This is a genomic window from Clostridium sp. cel8 (assembly GCF_014050525.1).
In the GTDB taxonomy this organism is placed as follows: Bacteria; Bacillota; Clostridia; order Clostridiales; family Clostridiaceae; genus Clostridium_B.
The window spans coordinates 1-21,324 of the sequence record NZ_JACGAG010000017.1; the positions used below are offsets into that span (position 1 = coordinate 1).

Annotated in this window: 22 protein-coding genes and 1 riboswitch; of the genes, 13 read left to right on the forward strand and 9 right to left on the reverse strand. The window is 28.2% G+C overall.

Annotated elements, in window-relative coordinates:
• The first annotated feature begins 361 nt into the window (after positions 1-361).
• The 4 genes from murI to H2684_RS11690 all read left to right on the forward strand — a co-directional run bounded on the left by murI (position 362) and on the right by H2684_RS11690 (position 4,188).
• Positions 362-1,150 carry a glutamate racemase gene (gene murI, locus H2684_RS11675; protein ID WP_182089581.1) on the forward strand — a complete coding sequence of 263 codons (789 nt, stop codon included), beginning with the start codon at positions 362-364 and terminating at the stop codon, positions 1,148-1,150.
• A 49-nt stretch (positions 1,151-1,199) separates the two neighbouring features.
• A complete protein-coding gene (locus H2684_RS11680; RefSeq protein WP_347707551.1) occupies positions 1,200-1,589 on the forward strand; it encodes a DUF3783 domain-containing protein in 390 nt (129 codons plus the stop codon).
• A gap of 25 nt (positions 1,590-1,614) precedes the next feature.
• Entirely contained in the window at positions 1,615-2,283 is a 669-nt protein-coding gene (locus H2684_RS11685; protein ID WP_182089582.1) for a helix-turn-helix transcriptional regulator, read from the forward strand.
• Between the two features lie 105 nt (positions 2,284-2,388).
• Positions 2,389-4,188, forward strand: a complete 1,800-nt coding sequence (locus tag H2684_RS11690; protein ID WP_182089583.1) for a heme NO-binding domain-containing protein — start codon at positions 2,389-2,391, stop codon at positions 4,186-4,188.
• A 46-nt stretch (positions 4,189-4,234) separates the two neighbouring features.
• Here H2684_RS11690 and H2684_RS11695 read toward each other — a convergent pair whose 3' ends face one another.
• Both H2684_RS11695 and H2684_RS11700 read right to left on the reverse strand, forming a co-directional pair.
• A complete protein-coding gene (locus H2684_RS11695; RefSeq protein ID WP_182089584.1) occupies positions 4,235-5,134 on the reverse strand; it encodes a radical SAM protein in 900 nt (299 codons plus the stop codon).
• Positions 5,135-5,196: 62 nt separating this feature from the next.
• Positions 5,197-6,258, reverse strand: a complete 1,062-nt coding sequence (locus H2684_RS11700; RefSeq protein ID WP_182089585.1) for a transporter — start codon at positions 6,256-6,258, stop codon at positions 5,197-5,199.
• A 129-nt stretch (positions 6,259-6,387) separates the two neighbouring features.
• Between H2684_RS11700 and H2684_RS11705 the strand changes: the two genes are divergently transcribed.
• From H2684_RS11705 to H2684_RS11715, 3 genes are read left to right on the forward strand one after another with little or no spacing between them, the layout of a single operon-like run.
• The gene (locus H2684_RS11705; RefSeq protein ID WP_207719466.1) at positions 6,388-7,485 is read left to right on the forward strand and encodes a hypothetical protein; all 1,098 of its coding nucleotides are present in this window, start codon (positions 6,388-6,390) and stop codon (positions 7,483-7,485) included.
• Between the two features lie 49 nt (positions 7,486-7,534).
• Entirely contained in the window at positions 7,535-8,464 is a 930-nt protein-coding gene (locus tag H2684_RS11710; protein ID WP_182089625.1) for a TIGR01212 family radical SAM protein, read from the forward strand.
• Between the two features lie 26 nt (positions 8,465-8,490).
• The gene (locus H2684_RS11715) at positions 8,491-9,195 is read left to right on the forward strand and encodes a 2-phosphosulfolactate phosphatase family protein (protein WP_182089586.1); all 705 of its coding nucleotides are present in this window, start codon (positions 8,491-8,493) and stop codon (positions 9,193-9,195) included.
• A 254-nt stretch (positions 9,196-9,449) separates the two neighbouring features.
• Here H2684_RS11715 and H2684_RS11720 read toward each other — a convergent pair whose 3' ends face one another.
• From H2684_RS11720 to murC, 7 genes are all read right to left on the reverse strand, one after another.
• Entirely contained in the window at positions 9,450-10,136 is a 687-nt protein-coding gene (locus tag H2684_RS11720) for an HAD family phosphatase (protein ID WP_207719468.1), read from the reverse strand.
• 22 nt (positions 10,137-10,158) lie between these two features.
• Positions 10,159-10,992 carry an ATP-binding cassette domain-containing protein gene (locus tag H2684_RS11725; protein WP_182089587.1) on the reverse strand — a complete coding sequence of 278 codons (834 nt, stop codon included), beginning with the start codon at positions 10,990-10,992 and terminating at the stop codon, positions 10,159-10,161.
• Positions 10,993-11,011: 19 nt separating this feature from the next.
• A complete protein-coding gene (cbiQ, locus tag H2684_RS11730; protein WP_182089588.1) occupies positions 11,012-11,791 on the reverse strand; it encodes a cobalt ECF transporter T component CbiQ in 780 nt (259 codons plus the stop codon).
• A 3-nt stretch (positions 11,792-11,794) separates the two neighbouring features.
• Positions 11,795-12,133, reverse strand: coding sequence for a hypothetical protein (locus H2684_RS11735; protein ID WP_182089589.1), 339 nt, complete (start codon positions 12,131-12,133; stop codon positions 11,795-11,797).
• Entirely contained in the window at positions 12,133-12,813 is a 681-nt protein-coding gene (locus H2684_RS11740; protein ID WP_182089590.1) for an energy-coupling factor ABC transporter permease, read from the reverse strand. The genes H2684_RS11735 and H2684_RS11740 overlap by 1 nt, the downstream gene beginning before the upstream one ends.
• Before the next feature lie 132 nt (positions 12,814-12,945).
• Positions 12,946-13,125: riboswitch (cobalamin riboswitch) on the reverse strand.
• A 95-nt stretch (positions 13,126-13,220) separates the two neighbouring features.
• Entirely contained in the window at positions 13,221-13,544 is a 324-nt protein-coding gene (locus H2684_RS11745; RefSeq protein WP_182089591.1) for a hypothetical protein, read from the reverse strand.
• 79 nt (positions 13,545-13,623) lie between these two features.
• Positions 13,624-15,000, reverse strand: coding sequence for a UDP-N-acetylmuramate--L-alanine ligase (murC, locus tag H2684_RS11750; RefSeq protein ID WP_182089592.1), 1,377 nt, complete (start codon positions 14,998-15,000; stop codon positions 13,624-13,626).
• Between the two features lie 235 nt (positions 15,001-15,235).
• On the opposite strand from murC, the gene purR reads away from it, so the two are divergent.
• The 6 genes from purR (at position 15,236) to H2684_RS11780 (ending at position 21,309) form a co-directional block, all read left to right on the forward strand.
• A complete protein-coding gene (gene purR, locus H2684_RS11755; protein ID WP_182089593.1) occupies positions 15,236-16,051 on the forward strand; it encodes a pur operon repressor in 816 nt (271 codons plus the stop codon).
• Between the two features lie 110 nt (positions 16,052-16,161).
• A complete protein-coding gene (spoVG, locus tag H2684_RS11760; protein WP_182089594.1) occupies positions 16,162-16,446 on the forward strand; it encodes a septation regulator SpoVG in 285 nt (94 codons plus the stop codon).
• Positions 16,447-16,592: 146 nt separating this feature from the next.
• Positions 16,593-17,969: a bifunctional UDP-N-acetylglucosamine diphosphorylase/glucosamine-1-phosphate N-acetyltransferase GlmU gene (glmU, locus tag H2684_RS11765; RefSeq protein WP_182089595.1), complete on the forward strand. Its 1,377-nt coding sequence runs from the start codon at positions 16,593-16,595 to the stop codon at positions 17,967-17,969.
• Between the two features lie 31 nt (positions 17,970-18,000).
• Positions 18,001-18,960, forward strand: a complete 960-nt coding sequence (locus H2684_RS11770; RefSeq protein ID WP_182089596.1) for a ribose-phosphate diphosphokinase — start codon at positions 18,001-18,003, stop codon at positions 18,958-18,960.
• Positions 18,961-19,205: 245 nt separating this feature from the next.
• Positions 19,206-19,892 (forward strand): response regulator transcription factor, encoded by a 687-nt coding sequence (locus tag H2684_RS11775; RefSeq protein ID WP_182089597.1) that lies wholly within the window; start codon positions 19,206-19,208, stop codon positions 19,890-19,892.
• 1 nt (position 19,893) lies between these two features.
• Positions 19,894-21,309 carry an ATP-binding protein gene (locus H2684_RS11780; protein ID WP_182089598.1) on the forward strand — a complete coding sequence of 472 codons (1,416 nt, stop codon included), beginning with the start codon at positions 19,894-19,896 and terminating at the stop codon, positions 21,307-21,309.
• The last annotated feature ends 15 nt before the right edge of the window (positions 21,310-21,324 follow it).

Here is a 21,324-nt window from a genome sequence, read left to right on the forward strand (position 1 = left end):
TGTGAATTTAAAATTTCCTTAAGTGCTTTTTCAGTATGATTATCTTTTGATATTGTATAAATTAAATCTTTTAACATGGTAAACCTCCTAAATAAATAATAAAAGAGTAAGTACTCTTTTTACATATATTAAAAAATTACAGGTTTAATTATATTTTTGATTTTATAATTTATATTTCAATATGTCAATAGTAATAATTCAGAATAAATTTTGATAATATGATAAATTTATAGTATAAAATTTAAGTTTGTATAGTTTATATCTATGTTATATAATATAGGAATAAAGTGTAATATTTATATAAATTTATTAAATATATGTTTTTAACTTGTATAAGATAGACATAATATGAGGTGATAGAATGGATCTTAAAGCAAGGCCAATTGGTTTCTTTGATTCTGGAGTTGGAGGTATAAGTGTTCTAAAATATGCAGTAAAAATACTTCCAAATGAAAATTTTGTATACTTTGGTGATTCTTTTAGAGCACCTTATGGAATAAAGACATCAGATGAAATAAAAAAACTTACTTTTAATGCAGTAGATTTTTTATTGAGTCAAGATATTAAAGCACTTGTTGTTGCTTGTAATACAGCTACAAGCATAGCTATAGAAGATTTGAGGAAAAAGTATGAAGATCATATGCCTGTAATAGGAATAGAGCCAGCTTTAAAGCCTGCAGCTGAGTGTATGTCAAAGGGAAAAATTATAATAATGGCGACTCCTGTAACTTTATCAGAAGAGAAGTTTTATAATCTAGTAAAAAGATATAATATAAAATGCGATATAGAACCAATGCCTTGTCCTGGACTGGTAGAGCTTATAGAAAGTGGTCTTACTTATGGAAAAGAGGTAGAAACTTATTTAAAAGATAAGTTTTTGCCATTTATAGATGATGATATATCAGCAGTAGTTTTAGGTTGTACCCATTATCCATTTATAAAAAAAGCTCTTGATAAAGTGCTAAATGAAATGGGTAAGAATGTCAATATATTAGATGGAAGCTTAGGCACTGTAAATCAACTTAAGAGGCAATTAGAAAAATATGGAATTATAGCAGGCTGTAATAATAAGTCAGGAAATATAAAAATATTTAACTCTTTAAAAAATAAAGAAATAATAGATTTAAGTTATAGACTTTTAAATGAATGATTTTACATATGAATATTAAAATTTGAGTATTGAAAGGATGTATAAAACTGTGAAAAAAAACGTAAATAAGATGATATTAACTTATGGATTAAATGAAAATGAGAATAAAGCTATAGATAACATAAAATTGGGAAATACCAAGTTAGAACATAAAATAATTGAGAAATCTATGGTTGGTAATAAGCTAAAAGATATAGTAAATGGCAATATAAGCAGCAATAATTCAAAGAATTTACCAGATGAGAAGGTTGTTTTATTTAATGATGTAAGTGAAGATGAATTAAATAAACTTATATATAATATTAAAAAGTCATTTGATGTTAAACCTATTTTTGCAGTAATAACTAAAACTTCCTGTGAATGGACTTTTGACTATTTACTTGAAAATCTTATTGATGAAAGAGAATGGTTTAAAAAACAGCAACAAAATAAAAAATAGCATATTTACGAGAAGGATGATTATTATGAGTAGAGTAGGAGAAAAAATAAAAGCAGCAAGACAAACAAAGGGAATGAGTAAAAAACAGCTGGCAAAGAAGCTAGGAGTTTCTGAAAAGTTTATAAATGAAGTAGAAATTGGAAGAAGAATAGCAAATCAAAGTGTAATTGATAGGTTATCTAAAATATTAGGCCAAGAAATAAACGATGTCACTATGAACTTTGAAGAAGAAGTTTATAAAGAAGATAAAAGCAAATACTCAACTCCAGTTAAGGAGAAAAAGATAAATTCAGTTTGGAGTGATGCTTTTTCTGAAATATTAAAAGATGTGCCAATATATGATTATAGTTTAACAAAATCAATGGGATTTAGAAAATTACCTGTTATAAATAATAAGATAGATGGGTATTCAAAAGATAAAGTTGTATATATAAAGGTACAAGATGATGATATGCTTGGTTTTAGGATACAGGAAGGAGATCTTGTATTAGGTCACTTAACTCAAGAAGTTGAAAACAATTCTATATTTCTTTTAGAATATAAAGGTATTAGAGCTATTAGGCAAATAAAGAAATTAGATAATAATAAGGTATTACTTATAAGCAACAGAGGAACTTTAAGAACTGAAACTGTGGGAACCAAAGATTTTAAACCAATTTTAAAATTATATAAATTAGAGATAAATTTAAGCTAGTTTTGTAGGAACTTTTATTAATTCTTTACTTATTCTTTACTTAGTGATGACCTATAATGTAAACATATTTAAATAATATAAAAAGTATAATTAGGGAGTGATGGAATGAAGGGAACTGTTGTTGCTACATGGATGAAAACTTGCAGAAAACTGTATGGAGATGAAATTGTAGATAATGCTATGAGTTCAGTAGGATGGAATCCATCAAAAGTATTTTTCCCTGCTGAAGATGTAGATGATAAAACAGTAAATAATGTAATTAAAAATATATCTAGTACAACAAATGAAAAAGAAAATATAGTTTGGAAAAAAATAGGACTAGATAATATAAATGCATTTCATAGGGATTATCCTGCATTTTTTAGACATGAGAATTTGTATTCGTTTTTTAAATCCATGTTTGATGTTCATGTTGTTATGACTAAAAAACTTCCAGGAGCCAAGCCACCTCTTGTAAAGATATATCCTATATCAAGAAGAGAGGCAATATTTGAGTACAGATCTAAAAGAGGTATGTTTGATTACCTTATGGGAATGATAGAGGGAAGTGCTAAATTTTTTAATGAAGAATTAAAGGTAGAGCAAATTGAAAAAACAGATACTTCGGTAAAATTTAAATTTACTTTTGATAATGATATATATTATAAAAAGGTGTATAAATTTAATAAATTACTTTCATTTGGATTTATAAGAAATATAGGAGCAAAAATAGGTATATTTAATTTTATAATTTGTTTAATAGTTTCCCTTTTGTCATTTGGAATAGATAGTATTTTAAAGAGTTTTATAATTTCAGTAGCAGCATTTATAGCTTCATATGTTTCAGGATCCCTTTTAATGAGGCCTAAGTCAATTATAAAAGATAATATTTTAAAAATAAACGAAAGCAGCTATTTAGAGGATGGAAGCATTGAAACTAATGATTTCTTTGAGGATATATACAAGTTATTAGGTGAACATAAAAAGAATGTGAGAAAAGATTTTGTTGGATTTAAAGGTGTTACAGATGAAATGGGTACTTTTGTTAGACGTATTAATAAGATAGCTAACTCAATGAGCAATACGTCAAATGATATAGCTGGAGTAGTAGATGAAGTAGCAAATTGTGCTGTAAATCAGGCTGAAAATACAGGAAATGTAGCATCTGTGCTAAATGAAAATATAAATAATTTAAAGACAATTGTAGGTAATGAAAACAAAAATAAGACGGAACTTGAGCATTCAATAGAGAAAATAAATAATAGTTACAAAAATGTAAAAAGTACAAGCGATAATATACTTAATATACTTGAACAATTTCAAGAAGTTAAGGATAAAGGTATAGATCTTCAATCAAAAGCTCAAGACATTACAAATATAGTTTCTATGGTATCAGATATTTCGGAACAAACTAACTTACTTGCATTAAATGCATCTATAGAAGCAGCTAGAGCAGGAGAACATGGGAAAGGATTTGCAGTAGTAGCTGAAGAAGTAAGAAAACTTGCAGAGCAATCTCAAAGTTCGGTAGAGGAAATTAATTTTAATTTAGTTAATTTTGTAAAAGATATAAAAGCATTAGTGTATAAGATAGAAATGCAATTTGGCGTTCTTCAAGGAGAAACTAAAAATCTTGAAGGAGTTAGGAATATAAGTTATGAGGCAACAACTTCAATTGGAGAAGTAGCTTCGTCAATGATAGAAACAATTACAAAACTCAATGAGGAGGCAAGTTCAATTGAAGGAATTTATAAAAATGTAGAATCTTTGGCAGCTATTGCAGAAGAAAATTCAGCTTCTTCTGAGGAAGTAAGTGCAAATGTTTCTAATTATACTAATGAAATTCAAAAACTTGTAGATGGAATAGGACAATTTAAAGAGATAACTGAATCATTTAAAGCTGATTTGGAAAAGTATAAGATATAATAAAAAAGTAACGGCGTTGTGCCGTTATTTTTTATGCTTTTTAAAATTATACTCCATCTAAGTTGAAGTCAGGTATAAAGTCCTTAGAAGAAGTACCTGTGTCTTGTACAAATCCATTGGTTAATCCAATTGAAATGCAATAATTTATCATTGAATAGTAATGTTTAGGATTCAATTTTTTATTTATTTCAGGAAACTTATATGCTTTATAAGTTGGAGTGTATTGATTCATTAAACTTATATAAACTGAATGTGAAAAATTTTTATTTATGTAATCCATTATCTTTTTTGAGTCAAATAAAAGTCCAGGAAGCATTAAATGCCTTATTATTACGCCTTTCTTTATAATCCCATCTTTATCGAATTTAATTTTACCTACTTGTTTTACCATTTCATGTATATTTTTAGATGCAATGTTAAAATAATTTGGTGCACTTGAGTACTTTATAGCATATTTGTCATCAAAATATTTGAAATCTGGTAAGTACACATCTATGTATCCTCTAAGTGATTTTATTGATTCCAAATTTGCATAACTATTAGTATTAAATAATATAGGTAAATTTAATCCCTTTGATTTGGCAATAGATATTGCTTGCTTTATTTGAGGAATATAGTGAGTTGGACTCACTAAGTTTATATTGTGAGCTCCCCTTTTTTGTTGTTCGAGAAATATTTCACTTAGACGATTTATAGAAATTTCTTTACCAAAGTGTTCTGAACTTATAATGTGATTTTGACAAAAAACACATTTAAGATTACAATTTGAGAAAAATATTGTTCCGGAGCCTTTAGTACCAGATATACATGGTTCTTCCCATTTATGTAGAGAAACTTTTGCTATTTTTACGTTTTTCCCTGCCTTGCAAAATCCAAGATTACCTCTTAATCTGTCCACATAGCAGTTTCTTGAACAGAGATTGCATTTTTTCAATTCATCTAACATTTAAAAAAGCACCTCGATTAATTTTCAATAAATAATAATTATATACTGTATTATATAAATTATCAATCTAGATGTTTTAGATAAAACATAAGACAATTAATTATAAATATTAAGCTAATTGTACCAAAGGCAGGATATAAGTAGGATATTAGTTTTGTAAATCCTATTTGGGATATTGGTATTGTGAGTAAAATTACTAATATAACACATTTTTTATAAGAAATACCTAAAATATCTTCTAAGGTTTTACCTACACTATATATATCGGATACTTCAGTTGAAAACATTTCAAGCCACATTACAAATAGAAGTAGTGTCTGAACAAATTTACCAAATCTATTTGCTATGTATAAAAGAGGAACTTCATATTCAAATATATAAGGAACATTAAGCATCAATAGAAAATTTATTATAAGTGTCAACAATGTAAGACCTAAAGTTCCAATTACCACACCTTTTAATAGAGGCTTTTTTTCTTTTACATCTTTACATAGAGGGACGAGCACACCGCTGCAGCAAAGTATGTTAAATCCACTGTATAACAATGAGGATAGTGCCCAATTGCTTTTTAAAGGATGCACATTTTTTAGATCGTTTAAATTAATACTGCTATAAAAAATAATGTATAAGATAAATAATGTAATAATAATAGTTACAAGGCAGGGAACTATAAATGAATTTATTTTTATTAATCCGTTTGTATCTTTAAATAGTACAAATAAAGATATTAATATCATAGCAGATATTCCAAACCATTTAGATATATTGAAATATTGATGTATTAATGCACCACTTCCAGCTAATATTATAGATGAACTACCTATTAGAAAAAATGTGGTTAAAGAGTTTATTATAACGCCTAAAATTCCAGGACTTACAAGTGAGATTAAACTGTCATAGGATTTAAGATTATATTTTAAACTTATATTTATTATAAAAAATGATACTAATATATATACAATTAGGCATATGAATATTCCTAAAAAACTTTTGTATCCATATACAGTAAAAAAATGGCTTATTTCTTGACCAGAAGCTAAACCTGCACCAACTACTGTTCCTATAAATACTGCTGCTATCTGAAAGTATAATGATAATTTTTTATTCAAAGAACTTCCTCCCATAATTACTATTTAATGAAATTTACTCATTTATATAAATATATAAATTTAAATTGAAAAAATGTATTATAAATTAAATTTATATTTAAGGAAAAAATAATATTTAGAGTTACGAAAAAGAGGTGAAATTAAGTGAATAGGAGAAATAGAGTTGTTTTTATTGTTTCATTTTTAATATGTATTATTTTTTTTACATCATGTGCTAAAAGTATAAAAAAGGAATATAGCTTTGAAGATACATTTGATATGAAGTTAGCTTCGAATATAGTTGAAACTTACATGAAGTATTTAACGAAAGGTGAAACTGAAAGTATAAAAAAGTTATATTCAAAAGATCTTTTAAAATCTCCTGTGAATAATGAAAATAGTAAACTTAGAATTTGGGGATATAATGTAGAAGATAAAAGTAAGATTGGACAGTCAGCAATTTTTCTAATTGATGTTTCAAGGTCATATATTGATGAACCTTTTGCAAGTTTAGACAAATATTCTATAAAAGTAGTTAAAGAAAATAATGAGTATAAAATATCTAAGATAGATAATGCAGTTGAGCAGGAGGCGTTTGTATATAAAAATAAAATTAGAATGAAAAGTAAAGATTCAGCTAATACAAGTATGATTATTTCACTTAAGTCATTTCCTAATTATGTATTTGCGAAAAATGATGAGGCAAATTTAGATAAACTTCCTGTGCCTAAATATAATTTAGGAATAATGAATTTTTCCTATGATGGTAGTATGCTTGGAGTTACAACTTATGATAAAAATTCCTATATTGGAGTTATAAAGATAGATCAATCTATGTCAGTTCAAGGTAATATGCAAGATGGAGGACAAGGAGATAGCGGACAGGACAGTCAAGATAGTGAAGGTAATCAGGATGTTGTAGAAAAGCCAATTGGAAAGGAGATAGTTACACTTGATTTTTTAAAAGATTCTAAAGTAAATTTTATGGAGTTTTCAAAAGATGAGAAGTTTTTAGCTGTTCAGTATAATAATAAGGATATAGGTAATTGCATTAGAGTTTATATAATTGACGATGGAGATATGATAGATTATGAGTTTGAGGAAAAATTTCCAATGGATAAAGTAGATATAGATTTTTCTTCTTTTGATGATGATGTGCTTAACTTTGATGTTGTGGCAAAAAAGAATGATGACACTTCTGTATCTGATATTATAGGTAAATGGCAACTTGACTTAATTAAATTTAAAGCAGTTAGAATGTGATATAATATATATTTGAAATTCAAATTATATTATTTTATTGAAGGGATTGATATTATTGTTTTGGGGGGATAAAAGGTATTATACTTTAAATTATTATTTAAGACAAAAATTTGGTTCTAAAGTGTTTAAGATATGTTTAGATGGTGGATTTTCATGTCCTAATAGAGATGGTACTATAGGGACAGGAGGATGTATATTTTGTAGTGAAAAGGGTTCAGGAGATTTTGCAGGCAATAGAAATATGTCTATACATGATCAATTTCAAAATATAAAAAAGGCTATGAATAAGAAGTGGAAAAATGGTAAATATATTGCCTACTTTCAAGCATATACAAATACTTATGCACCTGTTTCAGTTCTTAGAAAAAAGTATGAAGAGGCAATACAAGAAGAAGGTGTGGTAGGTCTAGCTATAGCTACAAGGCCAGATTGTCTTGGAGAAGATGTAGTTAATTTAATATCTGAGTTTAATAAAAAGATATATACATGGGTGGAACTTGGACTTCAAACCTCAAATGACAGTACTGCACTTACAATAAATAGGGGATATAAGCTGAATGTATTTGAAGATGCAGTTAAGAAACTAAGAAAGAGAAATATTGATGTTGTAGTGCATATAATATTTGGATTACCTGGAGAAGATCAGAATGATATGCTTGATACTGTAAAATATGTTTCTAATATTGGGATTCAAGGAGTTAAATTTCATCTGTTGCATCTTATGAAAAATACAACGTTGGTTAAATTTTATGAAGATAAAAAATTGAAATTTATGACACAAGAAGAATATGTAAGTTTAATTTGCAAAGCACTTTCATATACAAATCCTAATATAGTTATACACAGGCTTACAGGTGATGCACCAAGAGAGTCTTTAATTGAACCAAAGTGGAGTTTAAAAAAATGGGAAATATTAAACGATATAGATAAGTGCCTTAGTGACAATAATATATATCAAGGTATTAACTATGGGGGATAAATATTAAATTGGATGGGGGAAAGAGTATGAAGATAGATGTAATTATATCGGCAGATGATATAAAATATGATAAGATTCATGATAATTCCGTAGTTGTAATAGATATGTTAAGAGCTACCTCTGTTATAATTACTGCAATTTATAATAAATGTAAAGGAGTAATACCTGTATTAACAGTGAAAGAAGCTTTTGAAATAGCTAAAGATAGAGAAAAATATATACTTGGTGGAGAAAGAAATGCTGTTATAATAGAGAATTTTGACTTTTCAAATTCCCCACTTGAGTATACTGAAAATGCAGTTAAAGATAAGACACTTGTTATGACAACTACAAATGGAACTAAAGCTATAAAAAACAGCAACGGTGCAAAAAATATAATAATAGCTGCTATGATAAACGCAAAGTATGCTGCAAAAAGATTAGTTGAATTAAACAATGATATTGTACTAGTTAATGCTGGTACAAAAGGTCAGTTTTCTATGGATGATTTTATCTGCAGTGGGTATATAATAGAAAATATATTAAAGGAAACAGATAATATAGAACTTACGGATATAGCAAAAACTGCTAAATATATATATGAGAAAAATACTGATATATTTAGTTTTATAAAATATGCTAGGCATTATGAAGTTATGAAAGGACTAAATCTTGAAGATGATATAAAATATTGTTGTCAGAAGGATATAATTAATATAGTACCTGAATACAAGGATAGTATAATAATGTAAGTTGTTAATATAAATTAAAGAACAGAATTATGATTAATTCTGATTCTTTAATTTATGTTTTAGTTTGTCATTTTCATATTTCAAAAGTATGATCTGTTTCCTTTGAGCTGCTATTTGATTTTTGAAACGATAGAAAGTTGCCAGTGATGAGGCTATGATTGCAAAAAATAAAAAGGCTATCATATAATATACTCCTAAAAAGGTTACTACTATAATAATATATTCACAAAATGGGATAATGTGAATAAAATATTTTACTTGAAATCAAATGTTATTTCAGAGAAGCTTTCAATTCCAGCATCAGAATATTTTAATATGTCTTCCCATTTATGTGGTGAATAAAGATCATTTACTGCAATTACTTTCATATTTGCGGATTTAGCAGCTTTTATGGCAGGAAGAGAATCTTCAAAAACTACGCAATTTTTACAGGGAACATTTAATTTATTTGAAGTTAATAGGAATATATCTGGGAAATCTTTTCCGCGATTAACCTGTTGGGTTGTAACTATAATATCAAAAAAACTGTATATTTCATTTGTTTTTAAAGCGGATATAGATGTTTCCATATAATTACTGGTAGCTAGACCTATTTTAATATTTCTTGATTTTAAAATCTGTAAAAATTCTTTTACATGGGGTCTTATCATTTTTTTAGTTGTATATCTTTTAAAAGCCATGTCATACCATTCTTTCTCTATAACATCAATGGAGTCTTTTATATTGAAAGTTTCTTTAAAGTATTGTGCAGTTTCTTTAAAACTCATGTGTTCTATGTCAGATTTTAAATTTAATGGAAGATCTATATTTCTTTTTTTCAAGTATTCTTCATCTATATCATCCCACATTCCCATTGAGTCAAGCAAAGTTCCATCCATGTCAAAAATAGCAGCATCTATATTTTTTAATATGTTTTTTATTAAATTCCTATTTTTACACATATAACAGTCATCTCCATTAAAGTTATAATTTTAAGCTGTTTTCAATAAATCTTCTTGCTTCACCAATAGTCAGAGGAAGATTATCGCAATCTATAAATCCATCCCTCTTTAAAATCTCCATGAGGTGGGCAATTCTCGGTAATCTTAAATTTACTTTTCTCAATAAATCTGGTTTTGAAAATACTTCACTTGGACTGCCGTTTAAGATTATTTCACCTTTATTTAATACATATACTTTATCAGCTAGTAGAGGAACTATATCTACGTCATGAGTGGAAAATATTATAGTTATCTCAAGTTTTTTATTTATATAATTTAGTAACTTTATAAGTTGAGAAACACCAATAGGATCAAGAGCCATAGTTGGTTCATCTAATACTAGTATTTTAGGTTTCATGGCCAGCACACTGGCAAGAGCAACTCTTTTCTTTTCACCTCCGCTTAAACTATGAGGTTTACGATTTTCATATCCTGATATTTTAGTTGAATCCAAGGCCCAATTTATACGTTCCTCTAGTGCTTTTCCCCTAAGTCCCATATTTAAAGGACCATAGGCTACTTCTTGATACACGTTTGAATTGAAAAGTTGATCATCGGAGTCTTGGAATACCATTCCCACTTCTTTTCTTATTTTAGAAAGATTTTTTTTAGATAGTTTAATTCCATTTATAAAAATACTACCTGAAGAAGGGGTAAGAAGTCCATTAAAAAGTTGAAAAAGAGTTGATTTTCCAGCACCGTTTTGCCCAAGTATTGCTATTCTTTCCTTCTGTTCTATTTTCATATTTATGTTTTTAAGAGCCTTAGTTCCGCTTATATAATTATAATTTACATGGGATAGGTTTATAGCTTCCATTTTTAATCACCTTTTCTAATTAAATTAAGATATCTAAAATCAATGTAAATATGATTGTGACTTCAACAAGCATTAGAATAATTAATTGTTTTTTAGGTATTGGATAGGTAAAAAAAGTTACCAGATTTATATCTTCATTGTAACATCTACTTAGCATGGATTTATATATTTTAGTGCTTTTATCTAAAGATTTTTCTAGTACATGGAGCGCAATTTTTCCGGAATCTTTTATCCTATTAATCCAAGGTAATGTACCTCCAAGTCTGCTAATCTGAGATTTCCTTATATTATGAGCAGTTTGTTCAATTATAAATAGGTATCGATACATCATACTTGCTATGTCAATAATTATAGATGGAACTTTAAGAATCCTTAAAGTTTCTAAAATTTCTATCATAGGGGTACTAAATGAAAGAACAGAAGCTAGACTTACAGCAGTTATAATTCTCAGAATAACTAGTACTCCGAAGTCAATGCCTTCTCTGTATATATTTAGATGTATGCTTCCAAGGTGTATTGAAGTCAATACATGACTTCCTTTTGTAAATATAATACTTAAAAATACAAGCCATGCCATTGTAAAAGGAATGAGTAGTCGCAAAAATAAATTTTTCCATGGAATTTGTAAGCTTTTAAAACACACTAAGGAGATTATGAAAAATGCAATTACAAAATACCAGTGTGAAAATATTGTAGCAGCTATTATAGTGCTTAAAAATAATATAGTTTTCAATCTGCCATCTGCACGATGAAGAGGAGTATTTAAATTATTGAAGTGATGAAAATTAGATAATTCCATAATCTACTCATCCTTTAAAGTTCTTTTTGAATTTGATTTGCTAAAAAGTTTTTCCCAATGATGTCCTACAATTAGACCTGAGCAGAAGCTAGTAACTGAAAAAGCTCCAATTTCTGCATCACCTGGAAGTTCGATGAATGGATGACTCTTTGTTTTTGATATATTTGTTGCCATTGTATTTACTTTATCATCTGTTCCGCTAGCTGCCATATTATGGTCATACATATATCTTGCAGAAATAAATATAAATATTAAAATAATAAACATTACAGTTAGTATTACTTTCGTAAATCCATCTAAGAATTTTGAAGTATAATTGTTATCTTTAGAAGTTGAATTCATTACTTATTTTCACTCCTTTTTTGGATAGTTGAAATAACATTTGGCATAAGATCTGGACGTCTATTTATCATAGTTTGTAATATTACGGCTGTAAATACTCCTTCAGCAATTGCAAGAGGTATCTGCGTTGGAGCGTATCCCATAAAAAATATTATCCATTCTTTAAAAAATGGAATATTACCGTGAAGATCAAGTGCAAGTTCAAAAGCAGAAGTTAGATATGTAAGTAAATCGCCGACTATTCCAGCAGCTCCTGCAGCAAGCCATATAGGAGATTTGAAGTATCTCAATAATTTCCAAATAAGATAACCAGAAATGCTACCAATTATACCCATAGAAAAATTATTTGCACCTATAGTAGTTATACCACCATGTCCTAAAAATATTGCCTGAAAAAATATAGATATTAAAGATATAATTGTAGATGCGAAGGGTCCAACTATTATTGCAGCAAGTGCAGTACCACATGGATGAGAACAAGATCCAGTTACAGGTACTGGAATGTGCATGCAGGATATAATGAATACAGCAACTCCTACCATTGCAAGAAAAGGTTTGTAGTATAAGTTTTCTTTTATTCTTTTTTTTATTTCTTTAATACCTGGAACTACAAATATTGTACTTATTACATACCATGTTCCCCATGATTGAGGTGACAATATGCCATCTTCTATATGCATAAAAAATTCCCCTTTAACCTTTAAAATTATTTATATTATTAAAAAATCCCTTTAGCATAGAGATGCTTAGGGATTAATTATTATAATCAAGATTACAATAATTTGCGAAATCCCACTCTATCGCTCGTAGAGTAAATGGATTAAATTATAGGCAGGTATTCTGACTCAAGTATCTACGTCTTTATGGCCTTCCCGATTTATCAGTGACACTTTAATAAAGACTCCACTATTACAGCGGCGGGACCGTGTAGGATTTTCACCTAACTTCCCTTTTAATCAGTTGCAAACTGAACCTATAATCTGTTATTAAATTTTTATATTTCTTCTCTTTAAGTTTTTCATAAATTATTCGTTGTGTCAAGCTTTAAATGAAAACAATTTAGAAATTTATATATTTATAAAATTATTCAAATAAAATGTTCATTGCCTTTAGAATCTCCAGATCCTTTAGTTGGTACTGTAGACATTAAAAATCCAACTAAAATTGAAATTACAGAAGGAGTTATTATATTTATATAAGCTATATATAAAGTTCTATACAAGATAATTGCCATAATCGCATTTATTAATATTGTTATAACAAATATATAAATTATAAACTTGGCAAAGGAACTAAACAATTTTTCATATATTTTATGTCTAGTTGGTCCGTTTAATATTTTCTTAAATATAAAATAAGATAGGAAAATTAATACAATATCAACTAAAGCAGATATTAAAAAATTTTTCAAGTTAAAAACACCTCCAAATGTAGTAATTAGTTATAGTATTTACTACATTGAAGGGTTTTACACATTTTATATAAAATTATTATTGAAGATACATGTCTCCAACTTTAAATACGTCACCGGCTCCTATAGTAATCAATATATCTCCAGATTTTAGCTTTCCCTTTAAATATGATACTATGGAGTTAAAATCATGAATATTTTTGCAAGGTACTCCTCTGTCTGCTATACTTTTTGCAAGCATAGTTGAACTTACTTCATGAGTATCCTTTTCTCTTGCTGCATAAATATCAGCTAATACAAGTTCATCAACTTTGTCAAATGATGCTTCAAATTCCTTATATAGACTCAATGTTCTTGAAAATGTGTGTGGTTGAAAAACACAGTACACTTTTTTGTGAGGATAATTTTGTACAGCATTTAAAGTTGCCTTTATTTCAGTTGGGTGATGAGCATAATCATCTATAACTGTTATACCATCTTTTTTACCTTTAATTTCAAATCGCCTATGAGCACCTTTGAAATTTTCAAGTCCTTCAGTTATTTTACCTTTAGGTATATCAATAATTAAAGATGATGCTATACTTGCTAGAGAATTCAATATATTATGTCTACCAGGAATGTTTAATTTTACAGATAATATTAATTCATCTGATTTATAAACATCAAAAGTTGCACATCCCTTTTCGTCATAACTTATATTTTTAGCTCTTAAAGTACCACTTTCAATTCCATAGGTAATTACGTTGCAACTTACACTTGAAATTATATCTTTCATTTTTTTATCATCACTACAGCATACAAGGTATCCATTATCTGGAATTAACTTTGCAAATTTTATGAATGCACTTTCTATATCATCAATGTCTTTGTAGTAATCTAAATGATCTTTATCTATATTTAGAATTACACCTATATAAGGAAAAAATTTTAAAAATGAACGCTTGTATTCACAGGCTTCTGTTATGAAATAATCACTATGCCCAACTCTTACGTTTCCATTTATTATGTCTAGCTCTCCACCAACTAATATAGTTGGATCTAAATTTGCACTTAAAGCGATAGTTGATAACATGGATGTTGTAGTAGTTTTCCCGTGCGTTCCTGAAATAGCTATATTATATTTATGACCTTTCATAATCTGCCCCAAAAACTCGGCTCTTATCATAATTGGAATATTTAATTCTTTTGCCATTAATAATTCAGGATTATCATCTGAAATAGCAGCAGTGTAAACAACTAGATCAATGTCAGAGTTTATATTTTCCTTGCTTTGTCCTATATATATTTCTACACCAAGAGAACTTAATTTATCTGTTAAGGGTGATGATTTCATATCAGAGCCCGATACCTTAAACCCCTTTTTTATTAGAATCTCTGCAAGGCCGCTCATGCTTATTCCGCCTATTCCTATAAAATGTACTTTTTTATGTTTATCTTTTATAAAATCAAATGACAATGGACTCACTCCTCATAAATTACATTTCTTAATAATTATATACAAAAATGAGATGAAAAAACATAATTAAGTAATTTATTATTAAAAATTTATATTAAATCAATAAAATATATTATTGCAGGATAGCTGAAATATTAAATAATTGTTGATTAACGCTCAATTTTAGAATACAATATGAATAATAGAATAAAATTTAAATAAATTATTCGCAAAACTCTAATAGATAGGTGATAAAATGCACAACAAGATAAGTAGAAATCATAGAATAGCCGCTATAACAAAAATTTTACTTGAAAATCCTAATAAAATAATTAGTTTAAATAATTTTACCGAATTATTTAACACTGCAAAGTCTACAATAAGTGAAGATATAGTTATGGTTAAGGATACACTAAGTAAGCTTAATATAGGTAAGGTAGAAACAGTATCTGGAGCAGCAGGTGGAGTAAAGTACATATGTGGGATATCACAAGAAAAAAGTTTGGAATTTGCCGAAAATTTATGTATTATTTTAAAAAATAAAGATAGAATAATACCAGGAAATTTTCTGTATATTACTGATATTATGTTTAATCCTAGAATAATATATACTGCTGCAATTATTCTAGCTTCAAAATTTATAGATAAAAATCCAGACTATGTAATTACAGTTGAAACAAAAGGAATTCCACTTGCTTATGAAGTAGCAAAAATGCTTGGAGTTCAGATGGTAGTTGCTAGACGTGAAACCAAATTTACTGAAGGTTCAACAATTACAATAAATTATGTTTCAGGATCTACAGGTAGAATTCAAAATATGTCATTGTCAAAGAAAGCCATGAAACCAGGAAGTAAATGTATATTTATAGATGATTTTATGAAGGCAGGAGGAACAGCTGTTGGGATAATTAATCTATTAAAGGAATTTGATAGTAAGCTTTTAGGAATTGGTGTTCTTATGGATAATATAGATATTTCTAAGAAACTAGTTCAAGATTATGTTTCAATAGTTGATTTCAAAGGTATTGATGAGAAAGGTGAGGCACAGCTTTTTCCGTCTAAGTTTATCTAAGTTAATTAATAAATAGAATTTAAAAAATTTTTCAGTTTTTTAAAAAATAAGAAGGAAAAATATAAATTTTAGAGAATAGTATATACATAAGCATCTTGGAGGTGGATTATATGCAAATTACAGACGTTAGGGTTAGAAAAATTACTACTGAGGGTAAAATGAAAGCTATTGTTTCTGTGACTTTTGATAACGAATTCGTTGTTCACGATATAAAAGTTATAGAAGGTCAAAATGGGCTTTTTATTGCAATGCCTAGTAGGAAAACTCCTGATGGAGAATTCAAGGATATTGCTCATCCAATTAACACTCAAACAAGAGAGAAAATTCAGAGTGCTATTCTTGAGGAATATGAAAAGGTAAAAAGTGAAGAAACTATTGCTAAGGATAATGCATAGGAATAAAAGGGAGTAGAAATACTCCTTTTTATTATGTATATAGTTGCAAATAGTGAATATATAAAATATAATAATATTGAATGCTTTATATAATATACGTTAATATATGTTATAGGATATAGTTAATGCTATAAAGAGGTGTTAAAATGTATAAATGTGCTATAATATTGGCAGCAGGTAAGGGAAAAAGGATGAAATCTTCTATACCAAAAGTGCTTCATAAAGTCTGTGGAAAAGAAATGGTAAATATTGTTATTGATGAACTTAAAAAAGCAGAAATAATTGATATAGATTTAGTTATAGGAACAGGACTGGAAAAGGTAAAAGAAGCAACTAAATCAAGAAATGTTAATTTCTCAATTCAAAAAGAGCAGTTAGGAACGGGACATGCAATTATATGTGCTAAGGATTTTCTTAAAAATAAAAAAGGCACTGTAGTTGTACTTACAGGTGATGCACCTTTGATAAAAGAAAGTAGTATTAAAAAACTTGTAGATTTTCATAATAAAGAAGGTTATAGTGCAGTTATATTAACCTCTTTAGTTGATGATCCTTATGGTTATGGTAGAATTATAAGAGAAAAAAATGGCGATGTTTCAAAGATAGTAGAACATAAAGATTGCTCTGAAGAAGAACTTAAAGTAAATGAGATAAATTCATCTATGTATTGTTTTGACATAGAAAGTTTAGTTGAAAGTTTAGATAAAATAACAAATGACAATGCTCAAGGTGAATATTATCTAACAGATGTAATAGAAGTACTTAAAAAATCAGGAAAAAAAGTAGGAGCACTTACCATTCCTTTTGAAGAAACTAGAGGCGTAAATTCACGACTTCAGCTTTCCCAAGTAGAAAAAATAATGAGAGATAGAATAAATAAAAAACATATGGAAAATGGAGTTACTTTAATTGATCCAGCTACTACATATATAGATTTTGATGTAGAAATTGGAAAAGATACTATAATATACCCTCAAAATGTTATTCAAGGTTGTACAAAAATAGCAAAGAATTGTATATTGTATCCAGGATCTAGAATAGAGAATAGCATAATAGATGAAAATGTAAAAGTTCAAAGCTCAGTTATATTGGAAAGTAAAATAGGGCAAAATACTACAGTTGGACCATTTGCATATATAAGACCTGAAAGTGTAATAGGTACTTCGGTGAGAATAGGCGACTTTGTTGAAATAAAAAAATCTTCAATTGGTGATGGAACGAAGGTATCTCATCTTACTTATATTGGAGATGCAGAAGTTGGTTCAGGATGTAATTTTGGATGTGGTACAGTTGTTGTTAATTATGATGGAAAAAAGAAATATAAGACCATAGTTGGAGATAATTCTTTTATAGGATGTAATACTAATCTAGTTTCTCCTGTTAAAGTCAATAATAATACATACATAGCTGCAGGTTCTACTATAACAGAGGAAGTTCCTGAAGGAGCACTTTCTATAGCAAGAGCTAGACAGGTAAACAAAAAAGATTGGGTGCACAAAAAAGGATTATACAAAAAGGATTGATTAAATAAAATTTAGGAGGATCAAAAAAGAAATGATAACCCATGGAAAAAGCATTAAAATCTTTACAGGAAATTCTCATCCTGATTTAGCAAAGGAAATAGCTGATATACTAAAAATAGATGTAGGAAATTCAAAGGTTTCAACTTTTAGTGATGGAGAGATATCAGTAGATATTAATGAAACAGTACGAGGAAGAGATGTATTTATAATTCAATCAACTAACAATCCTGTAAATGATAATTTAATGGAAATTTTGATTATGATAGATGCTTTTAAGAGAGCATCAGCAGGAAGAATTACAGCTGTAATGCCTTATTATGGTTATGCAAGACAGGATAGAAAAGCAAAGGCAAGGGATCCAATTACTGCAAAACTTGTTGCAGATCTATTAACTGCAGCTGGTGCAGATAGAGTTCTTACAATGGATTTACATGCATCTCAAATTCAGGGATATTTTAATATTCCGTTAGATAATTTATTAGGAGCACCAATACTTGCTAGATATTTTGTAGAAAAAGGTTTTGGAAATAGAGATGACGTGGTTGTAGTTTCTCCAGACCTTGGTAGTGTAACAAGAGCTAGAAAATTTGCAGATAAACTTAATACACAAATAGCTATTATAGATAAAAGAAGACCAAAGCCTAATGTTTCAGAAGTAATGAATATAATTGGAGATATAAAAGATAAAACAGTTATATTAGTAGATGATATGATAGATACAGCAGGAACTATAACAAATGGAGCAGATGCACTTATAGAAAGAGGAGCAAAGGAAGTATATGCTTGTTGTACTCATGCTGTACTTTCAGGTCCGGCTATTGAAAGAATAAAGAATAGTGCTATAAAAGAATTAGTTATGCTTAATACTATAAAATTGCCAGAAGAAAAAATGCTAGATAAATTTACTATATTATCTATAGCACCAGTATTTGCAGAAGCTATAAAGAGAATATATGGAGATATGTCAGTTAGTAAATTGTTCGAAGACTAATAAATTTAAAAGGAGGTAGCTACAAAATTTTAATTTTGTCAGCTGCCTCTTTTTAAATATTCAAGTTTTGTATTAGTGAGATAAGTTTCTTATTTGTAACTTATTTGTTACATTTTGAATATAAGCTATTATACTATATTAAGTATGTGATAAATTATTATTATGAGAATTATACATTATTTTTATTATATTGTTTATAATTTAATAAAAGGGCATTACATTTAGTAAAGGAGAGATATATATATATGGAGGGTTCAATAGGAAAGATATTAATTGTTGATGATGATGAAAATATATGTGAAGTAATAAAGATGTATGTGGAAAGTGCAGGATATGAAGTGGAAATAGCTAATGATGGTAAATCTGCTGAAGAAGTATTTCTTCAATATAAACCAGATTTAGTTCTTCTTGATATAATGCTTCCTAATATTGATGGGATAGATGTATTAAAATGGATTAGAAAGGATTATGAAACACCAGTAATTATGTTAACTGCAAAAGGTGAAACATTTGATAAAGTACTTGGTCTTGAACTAGGTGCAGATGATTATATAGTTAAGCCTTTTGAGGCAAAGGAAATGCTTGCTAGAATTAAGGCGGTTCTTAGGAGATATAGTGGTGATAATGATAGCAAAGAAGTTTTAAAGTTTGAAAATCTTACAATAGATATTAATTCTTATATAGTTTTATATAAAAATAAGGAAATAAAAATGCCTCCTAAAGAATTTGAACTCTTATATTATTTGGCAAGTAATAAAAATAGGGTATTTACAAGAGAACAACTTTTATGTGAAGTTTGGGGATATGATTATCCTGGAGATTCAAGAACAGTAGATGTACATGTCAAAAGATTGAGAGAAAAACTTCAAGGTGGATCAAATTGGCAAATACAAACTGTTTGGGGTGTTGGATATAAATTTGAGGTGAAATAGCGTGAAGAAAAGCTTGTTTTCAAAGTTTGTAATAGCGTTTACAGCTATAATTGTTGTGAGTTTTGTTATAACTTTTGCGTTTATATCATATTGGTTTGAAAATTATTATTTTAATCAGAGAAAGTCTGAGCTTATTCGAGAATCTAAATTTATAAAGGAAAGAACTATTGAATACTTAATGGGGGATATAACCTCTGAGGATATAAATAATACTATAACTTATATAGGAAATTATTTATCAGCAGATATATGGCTTGTAGATAACTATGGATATGTATATTCTGTATCTAAGAGCAATCATGAAGATTTAACTGATGCTTCAATACAAATAGTAACTAGTGACTTAGATGAGCTTAGAAATGGAAAGACTGTGGATAAAACAGGAACATATTTAGGTGTATTTAACTCACCGGTTCATACATTTGAAATTCCAATTTTTTTTAATGGAGTATTTAAAGGTGCAATAATGATGCATACATCTATAAGTGAGCTAAAAGCTGCACTTAAACGAGTGTATGAGATAATATGGATATCTGCAGTGTTTGCCATTATAGTTTCGTGTATTGTAATATATTATCTTTCACAAAAGATGATTATAAAACCTCTTGAAAAGATAAATTATGTAGCTGATAAAATATCAAAAGGTGAGGTTGAAAATAGAGTATACATAGACTCAAAAGATGAAATAGGAGTACTTGCAAAGTCTTTTAATAGTATGGCAGATTCACTTCAACAAGTTGAAAAGAATAGAAGGGAATTTATATCCAATGTATCTCACGAAATAAGATCTCCTATAACATCTATAAAGGGATTTATAGGAGGAATGTTAGATGGTGTAATTCCTCCTGAAAAACAAAATTATTATCTTTCGCTAACTTATTCTGAAATACAAAGGCTTACAAGGCTTGTAAATGATCTCTTAGATTTATCTGCCATAGAATCAGGACAACTCAAGCTTAGAATTGATGAAATAGATATAAATGAGATAGTGAGATTATGTGTAATAAAATTTGAGCAGAAGATAAATGATAAAAAACTAAAAGTAGATGTTCTTATGGAAGATGATAAATTATATGTAGCAGCAGATAAAGATAGAATAACTCAAGTTATAACAAATTTAATTGACAATGCAATAAAGTATGTGCCCATTGGAGGAAATGTGAAGGTTAAAACTAAAACAAAGGGTTCTAAAGCAATTATATCAGTGTTTAATGATGGAGTTGGAATAGGTGAAGAGGATTTAAAACATATATGGGATAGATTTTATAAAGTAGATAAGTCTAGAACTTCGAAGGTAAGCACAGGTCTTGGACTTCCAATAGTAAGAAGTATATTGACTCAGCTTGGAGAAGATATATGGGTAAAGAATATTGAAAGTGGAGGAGTAGAATTTGCATTTACACTTAAAAGAATTTAACAAATCATTAGAGTA